Raw genomic sequence first — 24,002 nt, forward strand, 5'->3', positions numbered from 1 at the left:
GCCGGACGGGCTCGGCTCAGCCGGACGCCGACGGCTCCGGGCTGATCAGCCCCTCCCGGTAGGCGATGGCCACCGCCTCGGTGCGGCTCGCCGCGCCCAGCTTGGCGAGGATGTTGGAGACGTGGACGCTCGCCGTCTTGCCGCTGATGAACAGTTCCTCGCCGATCTGCCGGTTGCTGCGGCCGAGCGCGAGCAGCCGCAGCACGTCCTGCTCACGGGCGGTGAGCACCGTGGCCCGGCCCCCGGCGGGCGGTGTGTCCGACAGGCGGCCGCGGCGGACCAGGGCGTCCACCCGCTCCCGCAGGAGCGTGGCGCCGAGCCGGTCGGCGGTCTCCCGGGCCGCACGGGCCTCGGCGGCCGCCTCCTTGCGGCGCTCGGCCGCGAGCAGGGCCTCGGCGTACCGCAGACGGCAGCGCGCCCGCTCGTACACGTCACCGAAGCCGAACGCGTCCACGGCCTTCGCCCAGGCCTCCGCGTCCGGCCCGGACACCGCCCGCGTCCACTCCGCCTCGGCGCGGGCCAGCCACGCCTGCCCCTCCGGGCCCTGCGGCGTGCCGTCCTCGCTGCGGACGGCCGTGGCCCGCGCCAGCTCCATCAGCTCGGTCGCGGTCTTTGCCCAGCGGCGGGCCCCGGGCACGCCACCGGTCAGCCGCTGCCCGGCCGCCGCGTCGGCGACCGCGGACAGCGCGAGGGCGGCGAGCCGGACCGTGACGTCGGGGCGGGTGCCCACGCCGTCGGTGAGCGCCGTGGCCGTGGACCGCAGCCACCTCACGGCCTCCTGAGGATCACCGCGCAGCGCGGCGGCGTCGGTCAGTACGATGCCCGCCACCAGCGTGGCCATCCAGTCGAACGGCCCCTCCAGCAGGGCACGGGCCCGGTCGGCGGCCCCGAAGTCCCCGCGTGCCAGTGCCACGTACAGGGCGGGACCGGCCGTGTAGCCGCTCGCGGCGGGCAGCACCTCGGTATCGGCCGCGGCCGCTCGGACGCACTCGTCCCAGCGGCCCAGCGTGTACAGCACCAGCAACTGCAGGTACCGCATCTCCCGCGGATACGGCGAGGACAGCAACCCGGCCCGGCGCGCCCGGTCCAGGCCCTCGGCCAGCCAGGGCAGACACTCCTGAAGGGCACCGGACTCGTAGCTGCCCATGGCGAGGTTGAACAGCGCGCGCAGCTCCACCGGCGCGTTGCCCGAGGCCCGCGCCAGCTCCCGGGCCCGCAGCAGCCGGTCACGGCCCTGCGGCGTGCGGCGGCCGCCGTCGTCGGAGGCGGCCAGGGACACCAGCAGGTCGGCCTGGGCGTCGGTCATGCCCAGCTGCTCGGCGGCGCGCAGGGCCCGGCGGGCGACCCGCAGCGCGGTGCCGGTCTCGCCGACCTGGCGCGCGGCCATGACGTGCGTCGCGGCGGCCCACACCCAGGTGGGCGACGGGGGGTCGTCGGGGATCATGGCCAGCGCCTCGCTGCTGTGGGTGAAGGCCGCCGTCAGGCCGTCGACGTTCAGCAGGTTCCCGGCCAGGGTGTAGCGGACCCGGGCGGCGAGTTCGGAGTCGGCGTCCTGGCCGAGGTCGGCGAGCGCGGACCGGGTGAGGGCCACCGCGCGGTGCAGTTCCCCGGCGTGCGCGGCCGCCGCCGAGGCTCGCAGCGTGAGCGGGACACGGTCGACGCCCCCGCCCGAGGGGCGCGCGGCGGGATCGACCGCCGGCCACAGGTCGAGGGCCGCTTCCAGATGCCGCAGCTCCTCGGCGGGGGCACCGACCCGCTGGGCGTGGTCGGCGGCCTCCAGGGAGGCGGCCAGCGCCTCGGCCAGGTCATGGCTCTCGCGGTAGTGGTGGGCGCGCTCGGCCGCGCTCTCGGCGCCGTGGCCGCGCCCGGCGAGCAGCCGCGCGAACGCCCCGTGCAGCCGGGCCCGTTCGCCGGGGAGCAGATCGGCGTAGACCGCCTCGCGGGCCAGGGCGTGCCGGAAGGAGTACGTGTCGTCGTCCCCGGCGACGAGGAGTTGCCGCCCTATGGCCTCGCGCAGCGCCGACTCCAGTTCCTCCTCGGGCAGCCCGACCGCGTCCCGCAGCAGGTCGTGCTCGACACGGCGCCCGGCGACGGCTGCGGTGCGCAGCACCTGCTGCGCGGTCTCGGACAGCTGCTCGAAACGGATCAGGAGGACGTCGGCCAGGCCGCTGGGCACCCCGCCCGCCTCCGCGTCGGTGGCCGCGAGCAGCTCCTGCGCGTAGAAGGCGTTGCCCTCGGCGCGCTCGACGATCCGGCGGACCGTGACGTCGGGCAGCGGGCCCGGCTCCAGGGCCCGCACCAGCCGGGCCACCTCGACATCGGGCAGCGGCCGCAGCTCCAGCCGCTCGACGGCGGGCAGCCGCACCAGTTCGGCCAGCAGCGGGCGCAGCGGGTGACGGCGGTGCAGGTCGTCCGAGCGGTACGACGCGAACACCGCCAGCCGGTGGCCCGGGGCGCCCCCGGCGGACCGCTGGAGAATGCCGCGGCCGAGCAGGAAGCGCAGCAGGTCGCGGGAGGACTGGTCGGCCCAGTGCAGGTCCTCCAGGACGAGCAGCAGCGGAGCGATGTCCGCCATGTCGGCCAGCAGCCCGGCCATGCCCTCGAAGAGCCGCAGCCGCCCTCCACCGCCGTCCGAACGCGTGGGGGTGCCGGCATCGTCCCGTACGGCGTCGGTCCAGCCGCCCAGCAGCCGCTCGACCACGGGATGGGCGGCGAGCGCGGCCGCGAACCGCTCATCGCCCGCGAGCCGCCCCAGCACTTCGGTGAAGGGCAGATAGGGCAGGCCGACGTCACCCAGGTCGACGCAGTGCCCGGTGACCACGGTCATCCCGGCCTCGACGGCCCGCCCACCGACCTCGTCCAGCACCCGTGTCTTGCCGACCCCGGCGTCCCCGGCGATCAGCACGGCCCGGGCCTCACCCCCACGGGCACCCTCCAGCACACCGGAGAGCCGGGCGAGTTCGACGTCCCGGCCGACGAGCGGAGTGGCGAATGAGGTCTGCGACACGCATCCATCCTGTCACGCGGCGGACCATCAGGGGCGCGGGGAACTGCGTGAACGGCCCGAGCCCCCAGGCGCTCACGACCGCAGGGCCCTTGCCCAGTCCGCCGGCACCCGCCCCGCCGGCCCGGGAGCCGGCTGGTCCGCGGGGTGGCTGGCAGGCGGTGCCAGCTCGGGCCCGGACTCGTACAACTCGTTGGTCTCGTAGTCCCAGAACCAGCTCTCACCGGGCTCGAAGCTCTGCACCAAAGTGTGCCCGGTGGCCCGGAAATGAGCCGTCGCATGCTTCGCGGGCGAACTGTCACAGCACCCGACGTGCCCACACCGCGCACACCGCCGCAGATGGAACCACCACCCACCGTCGGCATCACATTCGACGCATCCCGTGCCGCTCGGCGGCACACTGGGGTCGATTCCGCTGCCCTCGGTCATACCGGCTCCTCGCTGATCTCGGCGTCGGGCTCCGCCGCGGTGAACGGCAGCAGCACCTGGAAACGCGTATCGCCCGGTTCGGACTCCACCTGAAGCCCGCCGTGATGCTTGTCCACCACGATCCGCCACGAGATGTCGAGCCCCAGCCCCGTCCCCTCGCCCACCGGCTTGGTGGTGAAGAAGGGATCGAAGATCCGCCCGCGGATCTCCTGCGGAATCCCGACGCCCGTGTCACGGAACTCCACCAGCAGCCGGTCGTGCTCCCGTCCCGTCCGCACGGTCAACGTCCCGTCCCCGCCTGCACTGTTGATCGCGGAGACCGCGTTGTCGATCAGGTTGGTCCACACCTGGTTGAGCTCCGCCGGGTACGCCGGGATCTTCGGGAGCGTACGGTCGTAGTCCTTGACGACCTTGATCCGCTTCCCGATCTTGCCGGACAGCATCAGCAGCGTGCTGTCGAGGAGTTCGTGCACGTCGACGACCCGGTAGGGGGCGCGGTCGAGCTGCGAGTACTGCTTGGCGGCGTCGACCAGGTGCGAGATGCGGCTCGTGGAATCCTCGATCTCGTCCATCAGCAGCTCGGTCTCGACGGTGTAGTTGAGCCAGCCGATCGCACCGGGCAAAAGGTCCTCGTCCACGGACGCGGCGACCTGGTCGAGCCAGTCGGTGTCGAGCCCGGCCTGCACGAAGGTGGGCGCGATCCGCCAGCCCTCCTCGATGCCGTGGTCGTCGAGCCAGTCGGTGAGGGCGTCCTCCTGGTCGGCGGCCTCCAGCGGGCTCAACGCGGGCGCCTTGGCGACGCGTTCGGCGGTGCGCTCCTGAATGTCGATCAGGTTGGCCAGCGTCTCGCGCGAGTACGTCCCCGCGGAGATGACGCGGAGCTTGTGCCGCATCTTCGCCACCCGCTCCCGCAGGGTCGCCGTGGCCCGTACGGCCGCCGCGGCGGGGTTGTTGAGCTCGTGCGTCAGGCCGGCCGACAACGAGCCGAGCGCCAGCAGCCGTTCGCGCTGCCCGATCATCCGCTGGGTGTTCTTGGAGCCGAAGAACAGGCCCTCCAGGAGGTGGACCGCCATCGGGAACCACTCCTGCATGACGCTCGCGAAGGTGTCGGCCGGCAGGACGAAGAACCGCGTCGGCTCGGTCACCCGCATCGAGTTGTTGTAGACCTGCCGCACCCGGTCCCCGAGGTAGGCCTGCATGGCGCCCGCGTACACCCCGCGCTGGGAGGTCCGGGTCACCTCGACGTCGTCCCCGCCGACCCGGCGGGAGAGCACGACCGTGCCCTCGATCATCACGTAGAAGCAGGTGGCGGGGTCACCCTCGGCGTACACCGGCCCGGGCTCGAACTTCTCCACGCGCCCCTCGGCGCACAGCCGTCCGAGCTGTTCGGGGGTGAGCTTCTCGAACAGGAACAGGGAGCCGATCTCCTGCGGGCTGCACGGCATGAGCCGCCCGCTCACGACTGCTCCAGATAGCGGTGGACGAGCATGACGGCCATGGCTCCCTCTCCGACGGCGGACGCGACGCGTTTGGCGGACTCGGCGCGGGCGTCGCCGGCCACGAACACGCCGGGGACGTTGGTCTCCAGGTGGTACGGCGGCCGGTCCAGCTCCCAGTCCGCCGGCGGCCGCCCGTCGGGGGTCAGGTCGGGTCCGGCGAGGATGAAACCCCGCTCGTCCCGCAGTACCGTGCCGTCCAGCCAGTCGGTCAGCGGGGCCGCGCCGATGAACACGAACAGCCACTGCGCGTCGACGCGTTCACTCGACCCGGTCTCGACGTCCCGCAGCGTCAGCTGTTCCAGGTGGCCGTCGCCGTGCGCGGCGTCCACCACCGTGTGCGGGCGCACGATGATGTTGGGCGCTTCCTCGATCTGCTGGATCAGGTAGTGCGACATCGACGCCGACAGGTCCGGGCCCCGCACCAGCAGCGTCACCGACTTGGCGCCCCGCGCCAGGTACATGGCCGCCTGCCCGGCCGAGTTGGCGCCGCCGACGATGTACACGTCCCGGCCGTGGCAGGAGGGCGCCTCCGTCAGCGCCGACCCGTAGAACACCCCGCAGCCGGTCAGCTCCTCGCACCCGGGCGCCTCCAACTGCCGGTAGGACACGCCGGTCGCCAGGATCACGCTGTGCGCGGCGACCGCCGAGCCGTCCGAGAACCGTACGATCCGGGCGGAGCCGTTTATCTCCAGGCCCGTCACCTCGCGTGCGGTGAGGATCTCGGCGCCGAACTTGGCCGCCTGCCGCCGCGCCCGGTCGGTGAGCTGCGCTCCCGACACGCCGTCGGGGAAGCCGAGGTAGTTCTCGATGCGGGAGCTCTGGCCCGCCTGCCCGCCGGTCGCCGATCGCTCCACCAGCACGGTCCGCAGCCCCTCGGAGGCCCCGTAGACGGCCGCGCCGAGCCCGGCCGGGCCGCCGCCGATGACCACCAGGTCGTAGAAGTCCGCCGTCGGTGTCGTCGCCAGCCCCACCCGGGCGGCGAGGTCGACCGCCTCCGGCTCCACCAGCGGCGTCCCGTCCGGTGTGATCACCACCGGCAGCCGCATGCCGTCCGCACCGGCCGCGGCCAGCAGCCGCCGCCCCTCGGGCTCGTCGGAGGAGTACCAGCGGTACGGCACCTGGTTGCGCGCCAGGAACTCCCGTACGTCCGAGGAGCGCGCCGACCAGCGGTGCCCGACGACCTTCGTGCTGGGCACCGGCCGGTGGTCGCTGCACCGCCAGGCCTGCAGCAGGTCGTCCAGGACCGGATAGAGCTTCTCCTCCGGCGGGTCCCACGGCTTGAGGAGGTAGTGGTCGAGGTCGACGACGTTGATCGCGTCGATCGCCGCGTGCGTGTCCGCGTACGCGGTCAGCAGGACCCGCCGCGCGCCCGGGTACACGTCCAGCGCCTGTTCGAGGAACTCGATGCCGTTCATCTGCGGCATCCGGTAGTCGGCCAGGATCACGGCCACCAGGTCGCCACGCAGCTTCAGCTCCCGCAGCGCCTGAAGCGCGGACTCACCCGACTCCGCCCGGACGATCCGGTACGACGCTCCGTAGCGCCGTCTCAGGTCCCGGGCCACGGCGCGGGAGACTCCCGGGTCGTCGTCCACGGTCAGGATGACGGTGCGTGCTGCGTCGGCGGCCTGTGCCATACGTCCCCCACGTCGCGCGGTCGGGTTGGCGGCACGGCTCTCCGTTCCACCGCAGCCACCGCGCCGACCTTCGCCCATCGTAGGTTCGATCGTCCGCCTTCGCTCAGGTACGGAAGTCAGGAGCGGCGCGAGCTCAGGACGCAGAACTCGTTGCCCTCCGGGTCGGCGAGGACCACCCACGGCTGCTCGCCCTGGCCGACGTCGACACGGCGGGCCCCGAGCGCGAGCAGGCGGGAAACCTCCGCGTCCTGGTCGTCGGGCCGGAAGTCGAGGTGCAGCCGGTTCTTGACCACCTTGCCCTCCGGCACCGGGACGAACAGCAGCCCCGGCAGACGGTCCTTCGCGGGCCGGATCTCGTACTCGTCGGCCGCGTCGTTGACCACCACCCACCCGAGCGCCTCGGTCCACCAGCGCCCCAGCGCGACCGGGTCGGCCGCGTCCACGTTTACCTGCTCCCACTGCAAGGCCATGCGGACAGGGTAGTGAAGACTGGGCCCGCAGGACTGGTGGGCCGTACACAGTGACCGCGACACAGGGAGGCAGTTCGGATGACACGCCCGATCACGGCAGGGTTCGACGGATCGGAGGAGAGTCTCGCCGCGCTGGCCTGGGCCGCGCGGGAGGCCGTCCGCCGCGGGGTGGCGCTGCGGGTGGTGCACGCCTGGCGGTTCCAGCCGCACGAGGCGGCCGGGGCAGGGGACCGGGACGCCCAGGCGCAGTGGGCGCGCGACGCGGTGACCGAGGCCGCCCGCGGTGTCACCGAACGGCACCCTGACCTGGAGGTGACCACCGACGTCCTGGAGGGCGACACCGTCGAGACCCTGACCGCCGCGGCGGCCGGCGCCGAGCTGCTGGTGCTCGGCTCGCGCGGCCACGGCCGGGTCATGGGCTTCCTGCTCGGTTCCGTCGGCCAGCGGGTGATCGTCGGCGCCGCCCGGCCCGTCGTGCTCGTCCGGGCCGGCGACCGGCCGTCGAACGAGGTCGCCGGGCACGAGATCGTCGTCGGCCAGCAGGGCGAGCCGGAGGACAGTGCCGCCGCGCTGGGCTTCGCCTTCGAGACGGCGGCGGCACGCGGCGCCACCGTCCGCGTGGTACGGGCCTGGACGCTGCCGCCGGTGTTCGCCTACAGCCCCGGCTCGCTCAAGCTCCTCGACGAGGCGGGCGGCCTGGAGCCGTACGAGAAGAAGGCGCTGGCCGCGGCGCTCCAGCCGTGGCGGGAGCGCTTTCCCGACGTGCCGGTGGTGGAGCACGTGGAGATGGGCAGCGCGGGTCAGGTGCTGTTGTCGGTGGCCGGGACGGCCCAGTTGATGGTGGTCGGCCGGCGGGCGCACCGTACGGCCGTCGGCGCCCGCATCGGTTCGGTGGCGCACGGGATGCTGCACCACGCGGACTGCCCGGTGGCCGTGGTCCCGCACACGTGAGTCACTCGGACGCCGTCTCCAGCGGCTCTGCCGCCGACTTGAGCGTCCCGGCCGTCGGCTCCAGCGTCTCGCGCGCCTTGGGGAGGATGTTCCTGATGTAGTCCTCCACCGCCGTGTCCAGGCCGATGTCGTGCTGGGCCCGCTCGGACAGGTACCAGCGGTGCTCCAGCAGCTGGTGGTACAGCTCGGCCGGGTCCATGTCGCCGCGCAGCTCGGGCGGCACGGCCCGTACGGTCGGCCGGAACACCTCGCGTACCCAGCGGTGGGCGAGGACCTCCGGCCGGGCACCGAGGGGATCACCGGGGGCGTAGTCGTCCTGGGTGGCCATCCAGCTCTCCAGGTCGTTCAGCAGCCGGCGGGCCTGGTTCTCCTCGGTGTCCAGGCCCGTCAGGCGCAGCAGCTGACGCTGGTGGTGGCCCGCGTCGACGACCTTGGGGACGAAGGTGACCGTGTCGCCGTTGGAGGCGTGCTCGATCTGCATCTCGGCGACGTCGAAGCCGAGTTCGTTCAGGCGGCGGATCCGGCGTTCGATGTAGTGGTACTTGCCCGCCGGGTAGACGGAGGTGCGGGTCAGCTCCTCCCACAGCCTGCGGTAGCGGGCGCAGATCTCCGTGCCGAACTCGATGGGATCGACGGAGGGGTGCAGCGCTCCGGAGGCCTCCAGGTCGAGGAGCTCGCCGCTGATGTTGACGCGGGCCAGGTCGAGGTCGTACTCGCGCTGCCCGTCGCTCAGTTGCGGGTGCAGATCGCCGGTCTCGGCGTCCACGAGGTATGCGGCGTACGCGCCCGCGTCGCGCCGGAAGAGGGTGTTGGACAGCGAGCAGTCGCCCCAGGCGAACCCGGCCAGGTGCAGCCGCACCAGGAGCACGGCGAGCGCGTCCATCAGCCGGTGCATGGTCGCGGGGCGCATGGTGGTCTCGAACATCGACCGGTACGGCATCGAGCCGCCCAGATGGCGGGTGATCAGGACGCTCTCCAGCGGGCCGCCGTCGGCGTCGGCGCGGCCGGTGACGACGGCCAGCGGGTCCACCGCCGGGATGCCGAGCCGGTCCAGGTCGCGCAGCAGCTCGTACTCGCGCAGCGCGGGCCGCTCGGCGAGCTCCTTGACGGCGATCACCTCGTCCCCGGCGCGGGCGTAGCGCACCACGTGCCGGGAGATGCCGCGCGGCAGCGGCACCAGGTACTCCTCGGGCCATTCCTCCAGGGGAAGGTGCCACGGCAGCTCCAACAGGAGCGCGGGATGTTCCGGGTTCGTCGCGCTGATCTGCAGTGCCATGGTCGGGTGTCCTTGCCTCGCCGGTGATCGGCACCACCTTAGAGGGCACGCTCCCGGGCCTGGAGGGCCGCGTCCCGTACCGAACCCCGGTGGACGGGCCCGTGCCCGGGCAGCAGCACGTCACCCTCCAGACCGGCGAGCACGTCGAGGGAGGCCACGGCGCGGGGGCGTTCGTGGTGGAACATGTCGGGCAGCAGTTGCGGGCCCTCGGCCCGGGAGGTGGGGTGCCCGCTCACCAGGGCGTCGCCCGAGACCAGCACGCCCGCCTCCGGCAGGTGGTAGGCGCAGTGGCCGTCGGTGTGGCCGGGGGTGTGCACCGGCAGGGGCCGGCCGGGCAGGTCGAGCCTGCCCTCGGTGGGGAAGGGCCGGGGCGCGGTGACCGGGACGTGGGCCGTGCCGCCGGAGCGGATCGCGTGCAGGGCCCACGGCAGCACCCCGGGGCGCCAGCCGTTCCTCAGCACGGTCCCGACGGACACCTGGTGCAGGAACTCCCGCCGGGCGTGCGGCACTTCGGCGTCGTGGAGATAGACGGGGGTGCCGTACGTGGCGCTCAGGTACTCCGCTGAGCCCAGATGGTCGTTGTGGGCGTGGGTGATCAGCACGGCCGCGACCGCCTCTGGAGCACTCCCCACCGCCGCCAGCGAGGCGAGGACCTGATCGCGGTCGCCGGGATACCCGGTGTCGATCAGCGTGACGGCGTCCCCCTCCGTGAGGATCACCCAGTTGGTGTGGGAACCGTGCACCAGATAGGTGCCGTCCGCGACGTGGTGCACATCTGCCCGCATGATCGTCCCGCGTGGTGAGGTCCCTGCCCGACGGGCCCCAGCAAAGCAGACAGCGCCCGGGACGGGAGCGGCGGGTCGGGCGCGACGGCGGTGCGTGGCGCGGTGGTTCGGCGGCCTCAGCCCACGCCGTGCGGGCGGAACTGGATGCTGATGCGCGGCCCCGTGGCACGCGTGCTCTTGGGGATGGAGTGCTCCCAGGTGCGCTGGCAGGACCCGCCCATCACGATGAGGTCGCCATGGCCCAGCGGGCGTCGCACCGTGTCGCCGCCGCCGTGCGCCGGCCGCAGCAGCAGGTCGCGGGGCGCGCCCACGGAGAGGATGGCGACCATCGTGTCCTCGCGCGCGCCCCGCCCGATGCGGTCGCCGTGCCAGGCGACGCTGTCCCGGCCGTCGCGGTAGTAGCACAGCCCGGCCGTGGTGAACGGTTCGCCCAGCTCGTCGGCGTAGTGGGCGGTCAGCGCGTCGCGTGCCTCGGCCAGCACCGGGTGCGGCAGCGGGTCGTCCGCGCCGTAGAACGCGAGCAGCCGGGGCACCTCGACGACGTGGTCGTACATCGTGCGCCGCTCGGCCCGCCACGGAACCTCGGCGGCCAGCTGCTCGAAGAGCAGGTCCGAGCCGCTGAGCCACCCGGGCAGTACGTCGATCCAGGCACCGGATCCGAGCTCGGTACGGCGCAGCCCGTCGAGTGGGCCGAGCCGCACCTCGTCGGCCTGGTCGAAGAGCGAGCTCTGGAGGTGGTGCGTGGCCATGCGTCCAGCGTAGCTCGCTATTCGAGAGCCTGTTCGATCACGCGGTCCTGTCGTCAGGGCTTTCGATACACGGCTGTATCGGATACGTTGCTGTATCGAACGGAGGCGGACATGGTGGCGGAAGGGACGACCGGGCGCGTGACCAGGCGCCGGGTCCGCACGCGCGCGAACCTCCTCCAGGCGGCGTTCTCCGTGTTCGCGGCCAAGGGCTTCGGGCACGTCTCGATCGAGCAGGTCTGCGAGGCCGCCGGCTACAGCAGGGGCGCCTTCTACTCCAACTTCGGCAGCCTCGACGAGCTGTTCTTCGCCCTCTACCGCGAACGGGCCGACCTCATCGCGGAACAGGTGTCCGGGGCCCTGGCCGTCGACGGGCCGGAGCTGGACGTGCCCGCCGCCGTGGACCGGGTCACCGAGGTGCTGCTGCTCGACCGGGACTGGCTGCTGGTGAAGACGGACTTCCTGGTGCACGCCGCCCGCGACCCCGAGGTGGCCCGGACCCTCCTGGAACACCGCGCGCGGCTGCGGCAGGCCATCGCGGACCGGCTCGCCCGGGCGCGCGGCCACACCGAACTGCCCGCCGTACTGGGCGACGCCGACGGCGCGGCCCACGCCGTGGTCGCGGCGTACGACGGCGTCACCACCCAACTGCTGCTGGACCGGGACGTCGTCCGCGCCCGCGCCTGGCTCAAGCAACTGCTCACCGCGCTGCTGACCGACGGCAGCGGCACCGGACACACGCCACAGCTGAAGAACTGAAGAAGGGGACGGTCGCCATGGATGCCGACGTCATCGTCGTCGGAGCGGGCCTCGCGGGCCTGGTCGCGGCGCACGAACTGACCAGCCGGGGCCGCAGGGTGGCCCTCGTCGACCAGGAGAACGCCGCCAACCTCGGCGGCCAGGCCTTCTGGTCCTTCGGCGGGCTCTTCCTCGTCGGCTCCCCGGAACAGCGGCGCCTGGGCATCAAGGACTCCTTCGACCTGGCCTGGAGCGACTGGCGGGGGAGCGCGCAGTTCGACCGGCTTCAGGACGAGGACTCCTGGGCGGTGCGCTGGGCGCGGGCGTACGTCGAGTTCGCGGCGGGGGAGAAGCGGTCCTGGTTGGACGGACACGGCATCACGTTCCTGCCGACCGTCGGCTGGGCCGAGCGCGGCGACCTCACCGCGCACGGGCACGGCAACTCCGTACCCCGCTTCCACATCGCCTGGGGCACCGGCACGGGGGTCGTCGAGCCGTTCACCCGCTACGCCAAGCAGGCCTCGCGCGACGGGCTGCTCACCTTTCACCACCGCCACCGGGTCGACGAACTGGTCATGGAGAACGGCGCCGTCCGGGGTGTCCGCGGCACCGTCCTGGCCGAGGACACCTCACCGCGCGGCGTCGCCTCCAACCGCGACCCGGTCGGCGACTTCGAGCTCACCGCCCAGGCCGTGATCGTCACCACCGGCGGCATCGGCGCCGACCACGACCTCGTCCGCCGCTACTGGCCCGACCGGCTCGGCACCCCGCCGAAGGAGATGGTGACCGGCGTCCCCGCGTACGTCGACGGGCGGATGCTCGACATCAGCGCCGAGGCCGGCGTACGGCTGGTCAACCGGGACCGCATGTGGCACTACACCGAGGGCCTGCGGAACTGGGACCCGATCTGGCCCGGCCACGGCATCCGCATCCTGCCCGGGCCGTCCTCGCTGTGGTTCGACGCCCTCGGCCGCCGCCTGCCCGGGCCGTGCCTGCCCGGCTACGACACCCTCAGCACCCTCAAGTACCTGCGCACCACCGAGGACATCGCGGGCTACGACCACTCGTGGTTCATCCTCACCCAGAAGATCATCGAGAAGGAGTTCGCCCTGTCGGGCTCCGAGCAGAACCCGGACATCACCGCCAAGGACCGCGCCGGGTTCCTGCGCGAACGCATCCTCGGCAAGGGCGCGCCCGGCCCGGTCGACGCGTTCCTGCGCAAGGGCGCGGACTTCGTGACCGCCCCCACGGTCGAACAGCTCGTCGAGAAGATGAACCAGCTGACCGACGAGCCGCTCCTCGACGCCGCCGGAATCCGGCGCCAGATCGAGGCCCGCGACCTGCAGCTCGCCCACCCCTACGCCAAGGACGCCCAGGTGCAGGGCATCCGCAACGCCCGCCGCTACATCGGTGACCGCCTCGGCCGGGTCGCCACCCCGCATCGCATCCTCGACCCGGCGGCAGGCCCCCTGATCGGCGTCAAACTGCACATCCTCACCCGCAAGACGCTCGGCGGCATCCAGACCGACCTCGACTCCCGCGCCCTCGGCACCGACGGGAAGCCGGTCGAGGGGCTGTACGCGGCGGGCGAGGTCGCCGGTTTCGGCGGTGGCGGCGTGCACGGTTACAACGCGCTCGAGGGCACCTTCCTCGGCGGCTGCCTGTTCTCCGGCCGGGCGGCGGGCCGGGCGGCGGCGCGGCAGACCGCCTGAGACACGGCGGACGGCCCGCCTCCGCGCGCTTCGCAGGCGATGCCGCGGGAGAGATCCTCAGCCCTCGAGGAGGCGGGCCAGCACCGCGGCGTGGCTCCGCTCCGGTGACCTGACGGCGGTCAGCAGTGTCACGGGCCCCTTGCGGGCCAGCTCGCGCACCCGCTCCAGAGGCTCGGCCGCCTCCGGAGCGGCGAGCTCCGCCTCGTACCGCTCGCGGAACTCCTCGTACGTGCCCTCGCCCGCGTGGTACCAGCGGCGCAGCTCGGTCGACGGGGTGAGGGCCTTGGGCCACTCGTCCACCCGGGCGGCGTCCTTCGACAGGCCGCGCGGCCACAGCCGGTCGACCAGCACCCGTACGCCGTCGTCCGGCTCGGGCGGTTCCTGGACACGGCGCACACGCACGCTCATCGATCGGGCCTTCCCGCGGTGGAGGGGGTGCCGCGAGCGTACTGCCGGAGGGCGGGCGGGGCCGGGCAGGGCACGCCCGGCCGTGACCTGCGGATTCCGTTCGGCGCGTGTGGGTACTCCGTCCGCCTGACGGCGTCGAGGGAGGTCACGACATGAGCACATCGGACGACCTGCCGGTCGTACGTACACTCGCCGAACTCACCGACCTGGTCGAGCGGCACCGAGGCCTTTACGTCCGCTGGTCGCGCGGCCCGCAGACCGATCTGCCCGACCCGTCGAGCAGCGACGACCTCACGGGCGTACCCATGCCCGGCCTGTCCGCCAACCCGCTCGACGTCGAGGAGTGGTGGGAGGGCCGCCCCGTACGGCTGTGGGTGGCGCGCCGCCTGCACGACTACGCCCATCTGCCGCACGAGAAGGGGCCCGGCGTACGGCCCTGGGTGCTCGCGGGCAAGGAGACGGCCCGCGGCCCGGACAACGAGCCGCTGGTCAACGACGCCCGGCCGCTGTGCTGGATCGACGGCCAGGTGATCGAGGAGGCGCAGACCGAGGTGGCCCGCCAGGAGCACCCGTGGGGGCCCCTGCGGCGCAGCGGCCGCTGAGGCCTCGCGGGACCGCGCGAGGCCCGGCCGCGCGCGGGACCGCGAGGTACGCCCCGGCCCGTGGGCCGGCTAACCCGTGCCCCGGCGGGAAGCCGCACGGCGCTTGAGCGCACGCCGTTCCGTCTCGCTCGTGCCGCCCCACACCCCGATGGACTGGCCTGTGTCCAGGGCCCACTGCAGGCACTCCTCCCGCACCGGGCAGCGTCGGCACACCGCCTTGGCCTGCTGCGTCTGCAGCAGGGCGGGACCGGTGGTGCCGATCGGGAAGAAGAGGTCGGGGTCCTCGTGCCGGCAGGCAGCGTGGTTGCGCCAGTTGTCCATCGAAGTCACCTGTGATCGCAGTGGATACGTTCTTTTCGGACGCCTTGCTTCTTTGCGGGTGACCTGTCGATGCGGGCCAAAACAGCGGCCCCCAGGGATCCGGCGCCTTGGCGACCCACCCCGGCTAGCCGCGCAGCGCCTCCGCCGCCGTCGCCGTCACCGTCTCGGCCACCGCCGCCAGGGCGGGGGAGTCGAGCTTCCACTGCTGCCAGTACAGCGGGACGTCGACCGCCCGGTCCGGGGCCAGTTCGGCGAGTCGGCCGGTGCGCAGGAGGGGCTCGGCCTGCGCCTCGGGCACCATGCCCCAGCCCATGCCCGCGGCGACGGCCTCGACGAAGCCCTCCGACGTGGGCACGTAGTGGCGTCTCGCACTCGCCTCGCCGCGCCCGCGCGTGAGCCGGCGGACGAAGCCGTCCTGGAAGTCGTCCCGCCGGTCGAAGACCACCACCGGCGCCTCGGCGAGCACCTCCCGCAGCGGCCCGTCGCGAAGGTGCCGGGCGGCGAAGTCCGGGTTCGCCACGGGGAGGTACCGCATGCGCCCCAGGGCCCGTACGGAGCAGCCCGGCACCGGATCCGGCGACGAGGTCACCGCGGCCATCACCAGCCCCTCCCGCAGCAGCGCGGCCGTGTGGTCCTCGTCCTCGCGGCGCAGCTCGAAGCAGAGCCGCAGATCCTCCGGCACCCGCTGGAGCGCCCCGAGGAACCAGGTCGCCAGCGAGTCCGCGTTCACCGCCACCGACACCCGCGTGGGCTCCCCGGCGCCGCTCAGCCCCAGCTCCGCGAACGCGTCGCGCTCCAGCCGCGTCACCTGTCGGGCGAGCCGGACGAGCACCTCGCCGGACTCGGTCGGCCGCACCGGCTTGGTCCGCAGCAGCAGCACCCGGCCCGTGCGCTGCTCCAGCGCCTTCACCCGCTGGCTGACCGCCGACGGCGTCACATGCAGGGCGGCCGCGGCCGCGTCGAACGTGCCCTCGTCCACCACCGCGAGGAGCGTCCGTACCTGGTCCAGCGGGAGGTCCGTCATCATGGCAGCTAATGATAGGTAAGAATGTTTAGCTGTACGCCCAGTGATCGTCTCCGTAGCGTCGAGGCATGACCAGCACCCTGACCGCCGCTGCCACCGGATTCGGCACCGGCCTGTCCCTCATCGTCGCCATCGGCGCCCAGAACGCCTTCGTGCTGCGCCAGGGGATCCGCCGCGACGCCGTCCTCGCCGTCGTCGGCATCTGCGCCCTGTCCGACGCCGCTCTCATCGCCCTGGGCGTCGGCGGGGTCGGCGCGGTGGTCGTGGCGTGGCCGGGCGCGCTCACGGCGGTCGGCTGGATCGGCGGCGCGTTCCTGCTCTGCTACGGCGCCCTGGCCGCCCGGCGCGTGTTCCGGCCGGGCGGCGACGGCCTCACGGCCGACGGCGAGGCCGCGGGCTCCCGTCGGCGGGCCGTGCTCACCTGCCTGGCGATGACGTGGCTCAACCCGCACGTCTATCTCGACACCGTGTTACTGCTCGGCTCCATCGCGGCCGACCAGGGACCGCTGCGCTGGACCTTCGGCCTCGGCGCCGTCCTGGCCAGCCTGTGCTGGTTCACGGCGCTCGGCTTCGGCGCCCGGCTCCTCAGCCGATTCCTCGCCAGGCCCACCGCCTGGCGGATCCTGGACGGCCTGGTCGCCGCCACCATGATCGTCCTCGGTGTCACGCTCATCGCCGGAACCTGAGACAGCCGGATCCGGGGCAGGCCGGGGCCGGCCGGGGCCGCTGCGGCAGGCGGAAGACTCCAGGGCGGCGACAGATTGTGGGATCGACCGTCGTGACGGCCTTCGGCAGCCAGCTCACCGCCGTCGCCGTGCCCAAGCTGCGGAGTGCCTCAAGAAGCTCCTCAAGAAGCTACAGAGCGCCGCGCCGGTGCAGCGTGTACTGCTCCATGAGCTTGCCGCGGGTCATCTCCAGCCGGTGCGCGAGGATCTCGGCGACGGTGCGCACCAGCACGAACCCGAGCCGTGGGTCCTCCTCGCACAGCCCGAGCACCGGTGCCGCGTCGAACTCGTAGGCCCGTACGGGGCTGAAGGCCTCGGCGCCGAAGTCCCACTGGTGCGGCGGGAACAGCCACGACCAGCCGAGCAGGTCGCCCGCGCCGAGGCTCGCGACCGTCACCCGCTGCAGGGAGTTCACCCGCTGGTCGAGGGAGACGGCGCCGGAGCGGATGACCCAGAAGCGGTCGGCCGTGCCTCCCGCCTCGAAGATCCGGGTGTCCTCCGGGAAGGACACCTCCCGGGCGAGCGCCATGAGGCGTTGCCGCTGGGGCGGAGGGAGCGCGGTCAGGAGTTTGATCGCTTTGGTCATGAGGCGGGGCTCCTCGCCGGGCATCGGGTTCCGGTGCTTTCCCTATGCCCATTTCAGCCGCTGTGACCGCCCCGGGCACCTCGGCGTACGGCACGACCCGGCGCTCTCACGGGCTGCGTCGCCCCGGCATGGCGCGCGCATCGCGGCGGAGACATGAAGAAGCCCTGGCTGGACGGGGGAAACCAGCCAGGGCCGTAAGCGGTGGTACGGAGGACGCGGGGTCGACTCCGTGACCACGTATGGATGAACGGTAAACCATCCAGAGGGGCTTCGGGCAACGGAAACCGGGGTAAGTGACCTGTTTCACTCCGGCTCACTCGGTGTCCCCGGTGTCGTCGATGTCGTCGGTGTCCCGGGCGGCGACCCGGATCGTGTGCAGATCCGGATCGTGTGGGCCGGGGAGGTGCATGCCCGCGGCCGGCCCGGTGCGCAGGTACAGCAGCACGGGCTCGGTGAGGCGCTCGCCCGGCAGGACGGCCGGGATGCCGGGCGGGTACGGGGTGATCATCTCCGCCGCGACCCGCCCGGCGGCCTTTGCCACCGGCACGTCCTCGGCCGGGCCGAAGAACGCGTCCCGGGGCAGCACGGCCTGCGCTCAGGAGCACCCGCTCCGGGGCTACCCCGGTCCGGAGCGCCTGCCCGGCGTCAGGATCTCGTCCAGCACCGTGAGCACGGCCTCGTAGGCCATCGTCCGTACCGCGGCGTCGCGTGCCCCGTCCGGGTCGGCCCGGCCCAGTTCGTCGGTCCGCCTGCGCCACGTCCGCTCCTCCTGGACCGCGCAGGCCCTCGCGCGCTGGATGCGCCGCAGCAGTTCGTCCGAGTCCACCACATCGGTCATGCCTTCCGCGTACCCCGGCAACGCGGCGTAATCGCACGCATTCCGCGCAGGCCGGAGGTTTGTCACCCCCGGGAAGGGTCAGCCGAACAGTAAGACCCGCGGCGCTCGCGCCAGGCGCGCTCCGACCGCCGCGGCCGGGCTGAGGAAAACATCACCGCGTCCGCGGACACAGGTGTGCCCGAGCGGGCCCACCGCGGGTGCGGTCCGGATCCGGCTTCTGTCTTCACCGACCAGGGAGCTGAAGACCGACCAGGGAGCTCAAGAATGTGCGAGGAGCACATGACCGAATCCGTTTTCGAGCCGCCCGGCGCCGACCGGCCCGGGCAGCCGCAGCGACCGTGCAAACCCGCCGAGGCACGCCGGGCCGTGGAACGCGCGGTACGGGAACGCTGCCGCGCCACCCGCACACCGTGCGACGCCGACGCGCTGTCCGACGCCCTGCTCGTCGCCTCGGAGCTGACGACCAACGCCATGCTGCACGGCGGCGGCGTCACCGACTTCCGGGTCGACGTCGTCGGCCCCGGCGTCCGCGTCTCGGTGAGCGACCGCAGCGACCGACTGCCGGTGGCTGTGCCGCGCACCGACCGCCACGGACGGTGGCGGCACGGCGGCCACGGCTGGCCGATCGTCTGCCGGCTGTCGCGCGACGTCCGCGTGTCGGACCTGCCCACGGGCGGCAAGTGCATCACCGCCGTCGTGCCCCTGCCGTGACCGTGCGGAACCGCCGTCAAGCAGATGGTCCGGCGAAGCGGAGTTTGTTCCACCGGTGGAGGGGCAGACGCAGTTTCGTGCTTCGGACCGGAGGCGCGCCTGCGGGAGCGGTATGGCTGCTCCGGGCCCTCCAGACGGTCCGGGTGCGGCGACCTCCCGCGGTAAGTCCCTGACACGACCGTTCAGGAGCGAATCCGCATGCTGATCGATACGCCCACCAACCGTCCCGGCACGCCCGACCCGAAGACCGCCGCCACCAGGCGGCGGCACGACGACGCCCCCGACACCGCCGAGCTCTTCACCCGGCTGGCGGAGCTGGAGGACGGGCCGGAGCGGGATGCCGTCCGCGACGAGCTCGTCACACTGTGGCTGCCCATGGCCCACCGGATCGCCGGTCGCTTCCGCGACCGCGGCGAGTCCCTTGAGGACCTGCGGCAGGTGGCGGCCCTGGGGCTGGTGAAGGCGATCGACCGGTTCGACCCGAGCCGGGGCGCCTTCGAGAGCTACGCCGTGCCGACCATCACCGGCGAGGTCAAGCGGCACTTCCGGGACCGGATGTGGGCCCTGAGGGTGCCCCGCCGGGTGCAGGAACTGCGCAACAAGGTGCGCGTGGCACGTCGCGAACTGACCCAGAACCCGGGCAGTCCGGAACCCTCCGTGGCCGACATCGCCGCCCACACGGGCCTGACCGAGGAAGAGGTCAGCGCCGGGCTGGAGGCCCTGGACAGCTTCAGCACCCTGTCGCTGGACGCCGAACTGTCGGCCGACGACGACGGCTACAGCCTCGCGGACACCCTCGGCACGTCGGACTCGTCCTACGACGTCGTGGTCGACCGCGAGTCCGCCAAGGAAGGCCTGCGCCGCCTGCCGGAACGCGAGCGCGCCATCCTCTACATGCGCTTCTTCGAGGACATGACACAGAGCCGCATCGCCGACCGGCTGGGCATCTCCCAGATGCACGTCTCCCGCCTGATCAGCCGCAGCTGCGCCCGTGTGCGCGACGAGGTGATGGGGCAGCGGGCGGCCCACCGGGACTCCGGCGGAAACTCGGCAGCGGCCTGACCACCCCACCGGACGAGGAGTAAGAGACATGCTCAGGCCCCATCCCGCCGTACTGCGTCGGCTCGTCGAGGAGTACGAGGCCCTGTCCGCCGCCGAGGCAGCGCTCGGCACCGCCGAGTCGGGCCCGAGGGTCCGCGACTTGGCCTACACCCTGTGCGTGTCCACCGGCACGCGGGATGTCAGACAGGCTCTGGAAGCGGCGCGCCGCTGGCTCGCGGCCTCGCCCGCGGGTGAGCCCGCGCGGGTGCGAGAGACCGCGCAGTTGGCCGAGTGACTGACGAGCGCCGTCGCAGCCGCAGGGCGTACCCGTACCGGCTTCTGGCTTGCGTGCGGGTGGGACGGACGCGGAAGACGCGGCACAACGGGCCCCGGCCCGGCCGGAGAGGGCCGGGCCGGGGCCCGGCGCGTGTCGGTACCTGACGAGCAAGACCGAGTGGATCAAGACGGAGTGTGAGACACGCGCCGAGGGCACCAGCGCCGGCCCCGCGGCCACGCTGGTCTCCCCGCGCGGAACCGCGCAGCCGGCCGACCGACCGACCCGCGCGGGCCGCCGCCGCACCGAAGCCGGGACCCTGACCTGCCGTGTACGGGGACCCTGACCTGCCGTGTACGGGGGAGCGGACGGGGAAGGCGCGCACAGCGGGCGCCGGCCCCGCCGAGGGCCGCATTCGGACCCGCCCTCCCGAGCCCGACCTGAGCCTCACCACCGCCCACCGGACGGGGTCCGGCGCCGCGGTGCCGTCCTGGGCGCGGTGCTGAAGCGGACCATGACCGTGGTCGGCACCCCGGCATGGGCCGAGAGGCGCGCGTGAGCCGGTCGTGAGCCGTGCGCACGCCCCCCGCCCCCGTGGCCGGCCACCGGCACGACCGCCTGAGTGTGCCCGGGCCCAGCCGGGGCATCCGGATCCCGGGAGGTCGAGATGAACACTAGTGCGATGGCACGGACCGGGCGGGCCGAGGCCCGGAGGGCGGCGAACGGCTCGGTGATGGAGGGGGCCGCACGGGCGGGCCTCGCGGCACGAGGCGTGATCTACCTGCTCGTCGGAGTCCTGGCCCTGCAGATCGCCTTCGGCGAAGGACAACGGCAGGCCGACCGCGGCGGCGCCCTCGCCGAACTCTCCAGCAAGCCGTTCGGCGCGATACTGCTGTGGGCGCTGGGCGTCGGGCTCGTCGGCATGGCCCTGTGGCGGCTGTCGGAGGCGCTGTTCGGCTCCGTCGGACCGGACGGCCGCAAACCGAAGAAGCGGCTGCTGGCCACGGCCCGCTGCGCGTTCTACGCGTTCGTCGCCTACTCCGTGCTGTCGTTCGCGGTGAGCCGCGACAACGGCAGCGGATCGAGCGACCGGCAGTCCCGGGACGTCACGGCCAGGCTGCTGGAGGCGCCCGCCGGGCAGTGGCTGGTGGGCGCGGCGGGCGCCGCGATCGTCGTGGCGGGCGTGGGCATCGGCGTACGGGCGGTGCTCCGCAAGTACCACGACAAGCTCAAGCTCGGGCAGATGAGCCCCGCGACCCGGCGGTGGGTGGACGTGACGGGCGTGGCCGGCGGTGCGGCCCGCGGCCTGGTGTTCGCCGTGGCCGGCGCCTTCGCCGTACGCGCCGCGGCCGACACCGAGCCCGACCGCGCCAAGGGCCTCGACGACACCCTGCGCTCGTTCGCCGACACCCCGCTGGGACCGTGGCTGCTGGTCTGCGTCGCCGCCGGTCTGGTGCTGTTCGGCGTGTTCTCCTTCGCGATGGCCCGCTGGCGGAGGGTCTGAGCGGCGGCGTGCGGGGAACACGAAGCGCATGAGCGATTCCGAGATTCCGCCGGACGGCCGGCCCGTGGACGTCTACCTGGACCTCCTGCGCATCCGGATGGACACGGAGGACTACCGGATGCTCCTGCGCGTGGTGCAGCCGGTCCTCGAGGCGATCGACGAGCAGCGCCTTTCCACCCTGGACTTCTCCCTGGACGGCGAGCAGAGCGACGAGCTGCCGCAGGAGATCCGTGACGAGGCCGCTCTCGTCATCGCCACCGCCGTCACCGGCCGCCTCGACAACGAGGTGATCGAGCTCCACATCGACGAGACCGGCCCGGTCCGGGTGGTCACCGACGCGGCCACCGCCTCCGACCCGGCGCGCCTCGGCGAGATCGCCGACTACATACGCGAGAGGCACCGCCAGAACGAGGAGCTGCGGGGCATCGCCGAGGTGAGCGGCCTGCCCACCGACTTCTGAGCCCTGCGGCCGCCTCTCACGTCCGCGGCCCCGCCACCGGCACCTTCAGCGGCCGGGCCAGGCCCACCACGGCCTCGTCCAGGCGCTCCAGGTGCCGCAGCACGCGGTCGGTGACGCGGCCGTACCGCGGTGTGCCGGCACCGTCGGACCCCAGCAGGGAGGCGATGCTCCGCCCGGTCTCCACGGTGACCTCGGCGTGCTCGTCCGCGACCCGTGCCGCGACGGCCCCGATATTGCGCACCGTGCGGCCCGCCGCCCCGCGCAGCCGCGGATCCGCCGCGATCGTCGGGTGCGTGGGCAGCAGCTCGGCCGTCGCCGCCAGGGACCGCGCGTGGTACGCGCAGGTCTCCAGCAGCGCGACGACGTACCGGGCCGTGGTGCGCCGGGCCCGCAGCGGTGTCACCGGGTGGGTGAGCGGCTGGGTGGCGGCACGCAGATCGGCCAGCGCCTGATCCAGGTCGCGGGCCTGGTCCAGCAGGTCGTCCGCCGACCCGCCGCTGAGCTGGCCGACGGCGGCCTCGGTGACGGCGGCGAGCCGCTCCAGCACGGTGCCCAGCAGCTCGTTCGTACGGCGATCGGTGTTCACCGGCAGGACCAGCGCCGCGGCGACGACCCCGCAGGCCGCGCCCAGCGCCGTCTCCTCCACACGCAGCACCAGCACGTCGAGGCTGTAGGTGTGCAGCAGCGTGTACAGCAGCCCCAGCATCGCGGTCACGAAGAACGACATCAGCGTGTAGGACAGCGGAGCCGTGTAGAACATCGCGAAGATCAGCAGCAGCACCAGCGCGAACGCCGTCCAGGTGTGCCGGCCGACCAGGCCCGCCAGCACGATCCCCGCCACGACGCCGAACACGGTGCCCAGCAGCCGGCGGTAGCCCTTGACCAGGATCTCGCCGGTCGAGGCGGTGTTGAGGAACACGATCCAGCAGGTGAGCACCGCCCAGTACCAGCGCTGCGCGGACAGCAGCTCGCCGCCGACGATGGCGAGCGTGGAGCCCACGGCGACCTGGACGGCGGCACGCGTGGTGGGCCGCCCCAGCCCCGTCCGCTCCTCCTCCGGCGTGGTCTCCTCACCGGCGTCGATGGCGGCGTCCTCGGCGTCCAGCTCCTCCCGTGAGCGGGCCGTCGCGGGCGTGTCGTCCGACTCGTCCTGCGGCCCTTCCAGGGCGATCCGCAGCCCCAGGACCGCGCGGGCGGCCTTGCCAATGCCCCGGAACACGTCCTGCACGGCCGGAGCGGCAGGCGGCAGGTTGTCCTCGTCGCGGTAGCCGAGCAGCCGGTTGCGTACGTGCGACAGCCCGGTCCCGGACTCCCCGACCCGCTCCACCAGCATGCGCAACGCCATGAGGTCACGGCGCAGGATGGCGGTGGCCTCGTCCGGGCCGGGCAGCCGGCCCACCGCGGGCGCGGGAGCGCCTGGCAGATGCAAGGTCAGGGTGTCCGCCCGTTCGGCGCTGCGCGCGGACAGCAGCGTCAGGCCCAGCCGCTCGGCGGCGATCTCGGCGTCCGCGATCCGGCGTTGCACGAGCCGCGCCGCGGACGCGTCGGGAGTGCCCTCCTCCAGCCGGGCCTGGATCATCAGGGACGTCTCGTGCAGGCGGGCGGTGCCCTCCCGCACGTCCTCAAGCGCCTTGTCCACCTCGTCCGGGCCGGCATCGAGCAGGGCGAGTTGCGCGGACACCAGCTGCGCCAGGCGTGCCCGGAAGGCCCGGCGCAGCCGCAGCAGGACACCCGTGGGCGTCACGGGCACCACCGCGAAACGCACCACGGCACTGCACACGAACGCCACCGTGATCGCCCCGCACAGGGCGGGCAGCGCCGAGGCGGTGGCACCGACGAACAGGGACAGGAAGTAGACCTGGAAGCCGATCAGCCCCAGCGCGGTGCCGCGCTCGCCGAACCGGCGGCCGTAGACCGCGCAGAAGATGAGAACGACGAAGAAGACGTCCCCGACCACCAGCCGCGCGTTGAGCACCGCGCCCAGCGACACGGACGCCAGCGCCACCGGCAGCCCCAGCGCGAGCGTGACGGCCTGCGCCGCGCGCTGCTTCTCCCGGATGGCGAACGTGGCGACCATCGCCGCCATGGCCCCCGCCACCAGATGCGTCACGTCGGCCCGCAGCACGGCGAGCACGGCCAGCGTGAGCGCGATGGCACCCACCGTCCGCAATCCGGCCGTCAGCCGCAGCAGCCCGGGATCGGACGCCGCGACGCGGTCCCTCAGCCGCGCCCGCACCGCACGTCCCGCTGCCCTCACTCCGCCG

24 protein-coding genes and 1 pseudogene are annotated in these 24,002 nt (G+C 73.2%); 10 read left to right on the forward strand and 15 right to left on the reverse strand.

Translation table 11 applies throughout. From position 1 onward, the window contains the following. Positions 1–16 precede the first annotated feature (16 nt). The 5 genes from ACYVMZ_RS32665 to ACYVMZ_RS32685 all read right to left on the reverse strand — a co-directional run bounded on the left by ACYVMZ_RS32665 (position 17) and on the right by ACYVMZ_RS32685 (position 7,036). Entirely contained in the window at positions 17–3,007 is a 2,991-nt protein-coding gene (locus ACYVMZ_RS32665; protein WP_461086158.1) for a helix-turn-helix transcriptional regulator, read from the reverse strand. Between the two features lie 72 nt (positions 3,008–3,079). Beyond that, positions 3,080–3,433: a UBP-type zinc finger domain-containing protein gene (locus ACYVMZ_RS32670; RefSeq protein ID WP_461086160.1), complete on the reverse strand. Its 354-nt coding sequence runs from the start codon at positions 3,431–3,433 to the stop codon at positions 3,080–3,082. After that, the gene (locus tag ACYVMZ_RS32675) at positions 3,430–4,878 is read right to left on the reverse strand and encodes an ATP-binding protein (RefSeq protein WP_461086239.1); all 1,449 of its coding nucleotides are present in this window, start codon (positions 4,876–4,878) and stop codon (positions 3,430–3,432) included. The genes ACYVMZ_RS32670 and ACYVMZ_RS32675 overlap by 4 nt, the downstream gene beginning before the upstream one ends. Positions 4,879–4,889: 11 nt before the next feature. Then, positions 4,890–6,566, reverse strand: a complete 1,677-nt coding sequence (locus ACYVMZ_RS32680; RefSeq protein ID WP_461086162.1) for an NAD(P)/FAD-dependent oxidoreductase — start codon at positions 6,564–6,566, stop codon at positions 4,890–4,892. Positions 6,567–6,682: 116 nt separating this feature from the next. After that, positions 6,683–7,036 (reverse strand): VOC family protein, encoded by a 354-nt coding sequence (locus ACYVMZ_RS32685; protein WP_461086164.1) that lies wholly within the window; start codon positions 7,034–7,036, stop codon positions 6,683–6,685. A 78-nt stretch (positions 7,037–7,114) separates the two neighbouring features. Between ACYVMZ_RS32685 and ACYVMZ_RS32690 the strand changes: the two genes are divergently transcribed. Then, the gene (locus ACYVMZ_RS32690; RefSeq protein WP_461086166.1) at positions 7,115–7,987 is read left to right on the forward strand and encodes a universal stress protein; all 873 of its coding nucleotides are present in this window, start codon (positions 7,115–7,117) and stop codon (positions 7,985–7,987) included. A gap of 1 nt (position 7,988) precedes the next feature. On the opposite strand, the gene ACYVMZ_RS32695 is transcribed toward ACYVMZ_RS32690, so the two are convergent. The 3 genes from ACYVMZ_RS32695 to ACYVMZ_RS32705 form a co-directional block, all read right to left on the reverse strand. Then, complete coding sequence (locus tag ACYVMZ_RS32695) at positions 7,989–9,263, reverse strand: DUF4032 domain-containing protein (protein WP_461086168.1); 1,275 nt, start codon at positions 9,261–9,263, stop codon at positions 7,989–7,991. Between the two features lie 38 nt (positions 9,264–9,301). Next, positions 9,302–10,048 carry an MBL fold metallo-hydrolase gene (locus ACYVMZ_RS32700; protein WP_461086170.1) on the reverse strand — a complete coding sequence of 249 codons (747 nt, stop codon included), beginning with the start codon at positions 10,046–10,048 and terminating at the stop codon, positions 9,302–9,304. A 116-nt stretch (positions 10,049–10,164) separates the two neighbouring features. Continuing rightward, positions 10,165–10,797: an alpha-ketoglutarate-dependent dioxygenase AlkB family protein gene (locus ACYVMZ_RS32705; protein ID WP_461086172.1), complete on the reverse strand. Its 633-nt coding sequence runs from the start codon at positions 10,795–10,797 to the stop codon at positions 10,165–10,167. A 111-nt stretch (positions 10,798–10,908) separates the two neighbouring features. On the opposite strand from ACYVMZ_RS32705, the gene ACYVMZ_RS32710 reads away from it, so the two are divergent. Continuing rightward, positions 10,909–11,553: a TetR/AcrR family transcriptional regulator gene (locus ACYVMZ_RS32710; RefSeq protein ID WP_461086174.1), complete on the forward strand. Its 645-nt coding sequence runs from the start codon at positions 10,909–10,911 to the stop codon at positions 11,551–11,553. A 17-nt stretch (positions 11,554–11,570) separates the two neighbouring features. Next, on the forward strand, positions 11,571–13,244 hold the full coding sequence (locus ACYVMZ_RS32715) for an FAD-binding dehydrogenase (RefSeq protein ID WP_461086176.1): 1,674 nt from the start codon (positions 11,571–11,573) through the stop codon (positions 13,242–13,244). A 57-nt stretch (positions 13,245–13,301) separates the two neighbouring features. Here ACYVMZ_RS32715 and ACYVMZ_RS32720 read toward each other — a convergent pair whose 3' ends face one another. Further along, entirely contained in the window at positions 13,302–13,652 is a 351-nt protein-coding gene (locus ACYVMZ_RS32720) for a DUF488 domain-containing protein (RefSeq protein WP_461086178.1), read from the reverse strand. 152 nt (positions 13,653–13,804) lie between these two features. Here ACYVMZ_RS32720 and ACYVMZ_RS32725 point away from each other — a divergent pair, with 152 nt between their 5' ends. Next, positions 13,805–14,254 (forward strand): DUF6098 family protein, encoded by a 450-nt coding sequence (locus tag ACYVMZ_RS32725; protein ID WP_461086180.1) that lies wholly within the window; start codon positions 13,805–13,807, stop codon positions 14,252–14,254. A 69-nt stretch (positions 14,255–14,323) separates the two neighbouring features. Here the strand turns inward: ACYVMZ_RS32725 and ACYVMZ_RS32730 are convergent, their stop codons facing one another. Together ACYVMZ_RS32730 and ACYVMZ_RS32735 are read right to left on the reverse strand one after the other, a co-directional pair. Then, positions 14,324–14,575, reverse strand: coding sequence for a WhiB family transcriptional regulator (locus tag ACYVMZ_RS32730; protein ID WP_461086182.1), 252 nt, complete (start codon positions 14,573–14,575; stop codon positions 14,324–14,326). A gap of 124 nt (positions 14,576–14,699) precedes the next feature. Further along, positions 14,700–15,602, reverse strand: a complete 903-nt coding sequence (locus tag ACYVMZ_RS32735; protein ID WP_461086184.1) for a LysR family transcriptional regulator ArgP — start codon at positions 15,600–15,602, stop codon at positions 14,700–14,702. Positions 15,603–15,667: 65 nt separating this feature from the next. Here ACYVMZ_RS32735 and ACYVMZ_RS32740 point away from each other — a divergent pair, with 65 nt between their 5' ends. After that, the gene (locus tag ACYVMZ_RS32740) at positions 15,668–16,285 is read left to right on the forward strand and encodes a LysE/ArgO family amino acid transporter (RefSeq protein WP_461086186.1); all 618 of its coding nucleotides are present in this window, start codon (positions 15,668–15,670) and stop codon (positions 16,283–16,285) included. A 169-nt stretch (positions 16,286–16,454) separates the two neighbouring features. Here the strand turns inward: ACYVMZ_RS32740 and ACYVMZ_RS32745 are convergent, their stop codons facing one another. From ACYVMZ_RS32745 to ACYVMZ_RS32755, 3 genes and pseudogenes are all read right to left on the reverse strand, one after another. Continuing rightward, complete coding sequence (locus tag ACYVMZ_RS32745; RefSeq protein ID WP_461086188.1) at positions 16,455–16,910, reverse strand: cyclic nucleotide-binding domain-containing protein; 456 nt, start codon at positions 16,908–16,910, stop codon at positions 16,455–16,457. A gap of 313 nt (positions 16,911–17,223) precedes the next feature. Next, a pseudogene (locus tag ACYVMZ_RS32750) lies at positions 17,224–17,502 on the reverse strand (Orn/Lys/Arg family decarboxylase); the annotation flags it as partial. 24 nt (positions 17,503–17,526) lie between these two features. Then, positions 17,527–17,748, reverse strand: a complete 222-nt coding sequence (locus ACYVMZ_RS32755) for a hypothetical protein (protein ID WP_461086190.1) — start codon at positions 17,746–17,748, stop codon at positions 17,527–17,529. A gap of 264 nt (positions 17,749–18,012) precedes the next feature. Between ACYVMZ_RS32755 and ACYVMZ_RS32760 the strand changes: the two genes are divergently transcribed. The 5 genes from ACYVMZ_RS32760 (at position 18,013) to ACYVMZ_RS32780 (ending at position 21,738) form a co-directional block, all read left to right on the forward strand. After that, positions 18,013–18,459, forward strand: coding sequence for an ATP-binding protein (locus ACYVMZ_RS32760; RefSeq protein WP_461086192.1), 447 nt, complete (start codon positions 18,013–18,015; stop codon positions 18,457–18,459). 198 nt (positions 18,460–18,657) lie between these two features. Beyond that, a complete protein-coding gene (locus ACYVMZ_RS32765) occupies positions 18,658–19,521 on the forward strand; it encodes a SigB/SigF/SigG family RNA polymerase sigma factor (RefSeq protein WP_461086194.1) in 864 nt (287 codons plus the stop codon). Between the two features lie 28 nt (positions 19,522–19,549). Then, positions 19,550–19,795, forward strand: coding sequence for a DUF5133 domain-containing protein (locus tag ACYVMZ_RS32770; RefSeq protein ID WP_461086196.1), 246 nt, complete (start codon positions 19,550–19,552; stop codon positions 19,793–19,795). 646 nt (positions 19,796–20,441) lie between these two features. After that, positions 20,442–21,278 carry a DUF1206 domain-containing protein gene (locus ACYVMZ_RS32775; protein WP_461086198.1) on the forward strand — a complete coding sequence of 279 codons (837 nt, stop codon included), beginning with the start codon at positions 20,442–20,444 and terminating at the stop codon, positions 21,276–21,278. Positions 21,279–21,306: 28 nt separating this feature from the next. Next, the gene (locus ACYVMZ_RS32780) at positions 21,307–21,738 is read left to right on the forward strand and encodes a hypothetical protein (RefSeq protein WP_461086200.1); all 432 of its coding nucleotides are present in this window, start codon (positions 21,307–21,309) and stop codon (positions 21,736–21,738) included. A 16-nt stretch (positions 21,739–21,754) separates the two neighbouring features. Here the strand turns inward: ACYVMZ_RS32780 and ACYVMZ_RS32785 are convergent, their stop codons facing one another. Beyond that, positions 21,755–23,995 (reverse strand): FUSC family protein, encoded by a 2,241-nt coding sequence (locus tag ACYVMZ_RS32785; protein ID WP_461086241.1) that lies wholly within the window; start codon positions 23,993–23,995, stop codon positions 21,755–21,757. Positions 23,996–24,002: the final 7 nt, after the last annotated feature.

It is taken from the genome of Streptomyces deserti (genome assembly GCF_054782695.1).

What these genes read in the sequence shown, in the direction of transcription:
- ACYVMZ_RS32725 (WP_461086180.1), top strand. Translation starts at nt 13,805, where the DNA reads ATGAGCACATCGGACGACCTGCCGGTCGTACGTACACTCGCCGAACTC.
- ACYVMZ_RS32675 (WP_461086239.1), bottom strand. Translation starts at nt 4,878, where the DNA reads ATGCCGTGCAGCCCGCAGGAGATCGGCTCCCTGTTCCTGTTCGAGAAG.
- ACYVMZ_RS32715 (WP_461086176.1), top strand. Translation starts at nt 11,571, where the DNA reads ATGGATGCCGACGTCATCGTCGTCGGAGCGGGCCTCGCGGGCCTGGTC.
- ACYVMZ_RS32705 (WP_461086172.1), bottom strand. Translation starts at nt 10,797, where the DNA reads ATGGCCACGCACCACCTCCAGAGCTCGCTCTTCGACCAGGCCGACGAG.
- ACYVMZ_RS32775 (WP_461086198.1), top strand. Translation starts at nt 20,442, where the DNA reads ATGAACACTAGTGCGATGGCACGGACCGGGCGGGCCGAGGCCCGGAGG.
- ACYVMZ_RS32700 (WP_461086170.1), bottom strand. Translation starts at nt 10,048, where the DNA reads ATGCGGGCAGATGTGCACCACGTCGCGGACGGCACCTATCTGGTGCAC.
- ACYVMZ_RS32730 (WP_461086182.1), bottom strand. Translation starts at nt 14,575, where the DNA reads ATGGACAACTGGCGCAACCACGCTGCCTGCCGGCACGAGGACCCCGAC.
- ACYVMZ_RS32685 (WP_461086164.1), bottom strand. Translation starts at nt 7,036, where the DNA reads ATGGCCTTGCAGTGGGAGCAGGTAAACGTGGACGCGGCCGACCCGGTC.
- ACYVMZ_RS32755 (WP_461086190.1), bottom strand. Translation starts at nt 17,748, where the DNA reads ATGACCGATGTGGTGGACTCGGACGAACTGCTGCGGCGCATCCAGCGC.
- ACYVMZ_RS32735 (WP_461086184.1), bottom strand. Translation starts at nt 15,602, where the DNA reads ATGATGACGGACCTCCCGCTGGACCAGGTACGGACGCTCCTCGCGGTG.
- ACYVMZ_RS32780 (WP_461086200.1), top strand. Translation starts at nt 21,307, where the DNA reads ATGAGCGATTCCGAGATTCCGCCGGACGGCCGGCCCGTGGACGTCTAC.
- ACYVMZ_RS32765 (WP_461086194.1), top strand. Translation starts at nt 18,658, where the DNA reads ATGCTGATCGATACGCCCACCAACCGTCCCGGCACGCCCGACCCGAAG.
- ACYVMZ_RS32695 (WP_461086168.1), bottom strand. Translation starts at nt 9,263, where the DNA reads ATGGCACTGCAGATCAGCGCGACGAACCCGGAACATCCCGCGCTCCTG.
- ACYVMZ_RS32760 (WP_461086192.1), top strand. Translation starts at nt 18,013, where the DNA reads ATGTGCGAGGAGCACATGACCGAATCCGTTTTCGAGCCGCCCGGCGCC.
- ACYVMZ_RS32720 (WP_461086178.1), bottom strand. Translation starts at nt 13,652, where the DNA reads ATGAGCGTGCGTGTGCGCCGTGTCCAGGAACCGCCCGAGCCGGACGAC.
- ACYVMZ_RS32740 (WP_461086186.1), top strand. Translation starts at nt 15,668, where the DNA reads ATGACCAGCACCCTGACCGCCGCTGCCACCGGATTCGGCACCGGCCTG.
- ACYVMZ_RS32770 (WP_461086196.1), top strand. Translation starts at nt 19,550, where the DNA reads ATGCTCAGGCCCCATCCCGCCGTACTGCGTCGGCTCGTCGAGGAGTAC.
- ACYVMZ_RS32710 (WP_461086174.1), top strand. Translation starts at nt 10,909, where the DNA reads ATGGTGGCGGAAGGGACGACCGGGCGCGTGACCAGGCGCCGGGTCCGC.
- ACYVMZ_RS32745 (WP_461086188.1), bottom strand. Translation starts at nt 16,910, where the DNA reads ATGACCAAAGCGATCAAACTCCTGACCGCGCTCCCTCCGCCCCAGCGG.
- ACYVMZ_RS32670 (WP_461086160.1), bottom strand. Translation starts at nt 3,433, where the DNA reads ATGACCGAGGGCAGCGGAATCGACCCCAGTGTGCCGCCGAGCGGCACG.
- ACYVMZ_RS32680 (WP_461086162.1), bottom strand. Translation starts at nt 6,566, where the DNA reads ATGGCACAGGCCGCCGACGCAGCACGCACCGTCATCCTGACCGTGGAC.
- ACYVMZ_RS32690 (WP_461086166.1), top strand. Translation starts at nt 7,115, where the DNA reads ATGACACGCCCGATCACGGCAGGGTTCGACGGATCGGAGGAGAGTCTC.